Raw genomic sequence first — 2,862 nt, 5'->3', positions numbered from 1 at the left:
CCCTGAGCGAGCCAGTGCCGGCGACGACGGAGAAGCCGACCATTGTGTGGTCAGCATCAAGAGGGAGGTGACTGCTCCGATGACAGGTGTTCCGAGCCGCATCGGGCCAGCCTGAGCCGATGGCGAGAAGCAACTTGGGTGATCACGCGTCCTCAACCACCACTCGCTGCGGCGGTTGACGAACTGCACAGATGACCATTCGCAGATGCGGAACGCCACCATGTTCGTCCCCGCCACTGGCTTGGGGTCATTAACTATGCCAGAAGTTGTAAAACCTACTTCCTGCTCGCCGATTTGACGGCCGCACTGACCATGTCCTTCGTGGATGGCGCTGCCGCAATCGTCTTCGGCACTGGCTTCTTCGGCTTCTTAGCTTCGCGGTTTCCGTGCTTTTTCTCCGAGGCCATGATCAACCTCCTCTTGTCGCTCAACCATCATCGCACGGTTCGCGAAATCCGCCTCATGAGAACTGTGACCGCCTGTATGCCCAGGCACGGCAGGAGGGACGGGTAGAGGGACGTCCTCGCCTCATCTCCCGCTCCTCATGTCCTGGCTGATCCTCGCGATCAGCCCGGTCCAAAGCCAGCCGGTCAGGTCAGCTGCGGGCGGCCGTCGAGGCCGCGCCGCAGGGTTGACTGCCGATCCCTGTGGGGATCACGGCAGATCGTGTGGCTGAAGGAGTCAGATCAGGTCCAGATCAGCTGGCCAGGCGCTGCCCCTGCCGCCGGCTCACCTCAAAAGCCTGTAGGTCGAGGGCAAGCCGGATGATCTGCTCTGACTTGAGGCGCGATGGCTCCAACGGACCACCAAAGCCGTGCTGAAGATAAACCTCCTGAACCTCAGGCGTGCGCATCGCTCCACCCATCGTCCAGTTTGGGAACAGCCTCGCCTCGACATCGCGCACGTTGATGATGGCTGCCGCAGAGTGGCGGCTGTCCCGTGCAATGCGTGTGTAGGTCTCCGTCACCTTGGCGCGATCACCCTCCAGGATCTGCACAAAATGCGTCTTGTCGAAGATCAGAAAGCCCGTGATCCCGTCGCGGCTGTTGTTGCGCTGAGAGACGGAGAGGATTTCGCGCATGTTGGTCAGCATGGCCCGGTCGCCGCCCGGTACCGTGTTGCGGCTGTAGTAGACGAGCTGATGGATCATGAGCGCGGGGCCTTGTCTCTGAACGGGGATCAACATGTGGAGCATCGCCGATCGGCCAGCTCCGATGGAGCGGTCGCATCAGGGCGTCACGCGAGGAAAGTTGCGCGCCAACAGCTAAGACTTCCTGAATTGCTCCTCAGAAGCTCCGCTGGGCGCGGCGCACTCTGTGAGGGAGCGGTTAACGCTTTCTGATTTACGCTCCTCGCAGGCGGAGGTGTGCTGCTGTGACCATCGTGGAACTCGTGCAGATGTTCGCCGAGCCGCTCGACGTTGCGGTCGTGGTGACGGACATCGATCTGGAGCGCCCCGGACCGACCGTCCTGTACGCTAACCCTGCCTTTGCGCGCATGAGCGGCTACGCAGTGACGGAGATGCTCGGGAGCTCGCCGCGGCTCCTTCAGGGTCCTGGCACAAATCGCGAGCTGACCCGGATGCTCGCCCGCAGGTTGCAGGCTGAGGGCCGATTCCACGGTGTGTTGGAGAACTACCGAAAGTCAGGCGAGGCGTATCTGTGCGAGATCGACGTGCGTCCGATCCTCAATCGTGAGGGTGGGCCGGCGGCGTTCATTGCCTTTGAGCGGGAAGTGGTGCGGCGCAGAGGTAGGCCCTCGCAGAGCACTGCCGGGCGCTACCGGCCGCTTGACCCGACTACAACGGCATGTCCAGTGCCGCTCAGCGCCGCCGGAGGCGTGTTCACCTGACGCATGCCAACCGATGTAGATGAGGCGCCACGCAGGTCGAGTACTCGCCTACGCAGCTTGCCCTCCGGCCAGAAGACTGATCGATGCGGTCTCGGAAGCGGCAAAGTGCACGTCCGGCAAACGGGCCAGGGCAGGCCTGGCGAACAGGTAGCCCTGGAAGAGCCGGATGCCGGCCGCGCGTAACGTGCCGAGCTCCGCTTCGGTCTCGATCCCTTCAGCAATCACCGTTATGCCGAGCGTACGCGCCATTGTGACCACGCAGGCGATGATCGTTTGGCGGGCCGGCGAGGTCGCGATGCCGCGTATCAGGTCCATGTCGATCTTGATGAAGTCTGGCTGGAAGCTGGCGAGCAGGTTGAGCCCAGCATAGCCCGCGCCGAAGTCGTCGAGTGCCGTCGCGAAGCCCTGTTTGCGGTACTCGGCGATGATGCGCTGAACGTGCGCGACATCCACCATCCGCTCATTCTCGGTGAACTCGAACATGATCTGCTGATGCGCTAAGCCGACCCGGCGCGCTGCCTCAAGTGTGGCGCGGATGCACGCAGCCGGCTCGTAGACGGCATTGGGCATGAAGTTGATCGAGAGCTTCGTCTCTGCATCTGGGTACAGAGACCCAGCAAGTTCGATGGCTTTGACGCGGCAGGCTTGGTCGAACTTGTAGCGGTTTGCCTCATCGACCATGGCAAGGATCTGCCCGGCACCCTGTCCCTCTGTTCCGCGGACCAGCGCTTCGTAGCCCCAGACGGACCTCTTGCTGACATCGACGATGGGATGAAAGGCCATGGTGAAATGGAACGGCAACGGCTCGCCGCTCCGGCATCCCTGACATGCAGCCTTGCTCATCATCATGTCCTCTCGCGCAATTGAGAGCTAAGGGGCAGTGATGAAATGTTCGTGAACCGGCGGCTAAACTGTGAGCATTCAGGCGTTCTGGCTGATCTATGCTAAGCCCGAGAAGGTGCTTGAACAGCAAGATCGAGCAGCCGCTGCGCGAGCAGAACGGCTGTCGGA

At 61.9% G+C, this 2,862-nt stretch carries 4 protein-coding genes; 1 reads left to right on the top strand and 3 read right to left on the bottom strand.

Annotated elements, in window-relative coordinates:
• Nucleotides 1-275 precede the first annotated feature (275 nt).
• Nucleotides 276-407, bottom strand: a complete 132-nt coding sequence (locus tag MOX02_RS32820) for a hypothetical protein (RefSeq protein ID WP_280525378.1) — start codon at nucleotides 405-407, stop codon at nucleotides 276-278.
• A 290-nt stretch (nucleotides 408-697) separates the two neighbouring features.
• Nucleotides 698-1,186, bottom strand: coding sequence for a BLUF domain-containing protein (locus MOX02_RS30070; RefSeq protein ID WP_238180054.1), 489 nt, complete (start codon nucleotides 1,184-1,186; stop codon nucleotides 698-700).
• A 188-nt stretch (nucleotides 1,187-1,374) separates the two neighbouring features.
• Here MOX02_RS30070 and MOX02_RS30065 point away from each other — a divergent pair, with 188 nt between their 5' ends.
• The gene (locus MOX02_RS30065) at nucleotides 1,375-1,851 is read left to right on the top strand and encodes a PAS domain-containing protein (protein WP_147029421.1); all 477 of its coding nucleotides are present in this window, start codon (nucleotides 1,375-1,377) and stop codon (nucleotides 1,849-1,851) included.
• Nucleotides 1,852-1,899: 48 nt separating this feature from the next.
• Here the strand turns inward: MOX02_RS30065 and MOX02_RS30060 are convergent, their stop codons facing one another.
• A complete protein-coding gene (locus MOX02_RS30060; RefSeq protein WP_147029422.1) occupies nucleotides 1,900-2,697 on the bottom strand; it encodes an EAL domain-containing protein in 798 nt (265 codons plus the stop codon).
• Nucleotides 2,698-2,862: the final 165 nt, after the last annotated feature.

Source organism: Methylobacterium oxalidis, from assembly GCF_007992195.1.
Taxonomy (GTDB): Bacteria; Pseudomonadota; Alphaproteobacteria; order Rhizobiales; family Beijerinckiaceae; genus Methylobacterium; species Methylobacterium oxalidis.
The sequence above is the reverse complement of the archived record's forward strand: the minus strand, read 5'-3'. Positions and strand labels throughout refer to the sequence as shown.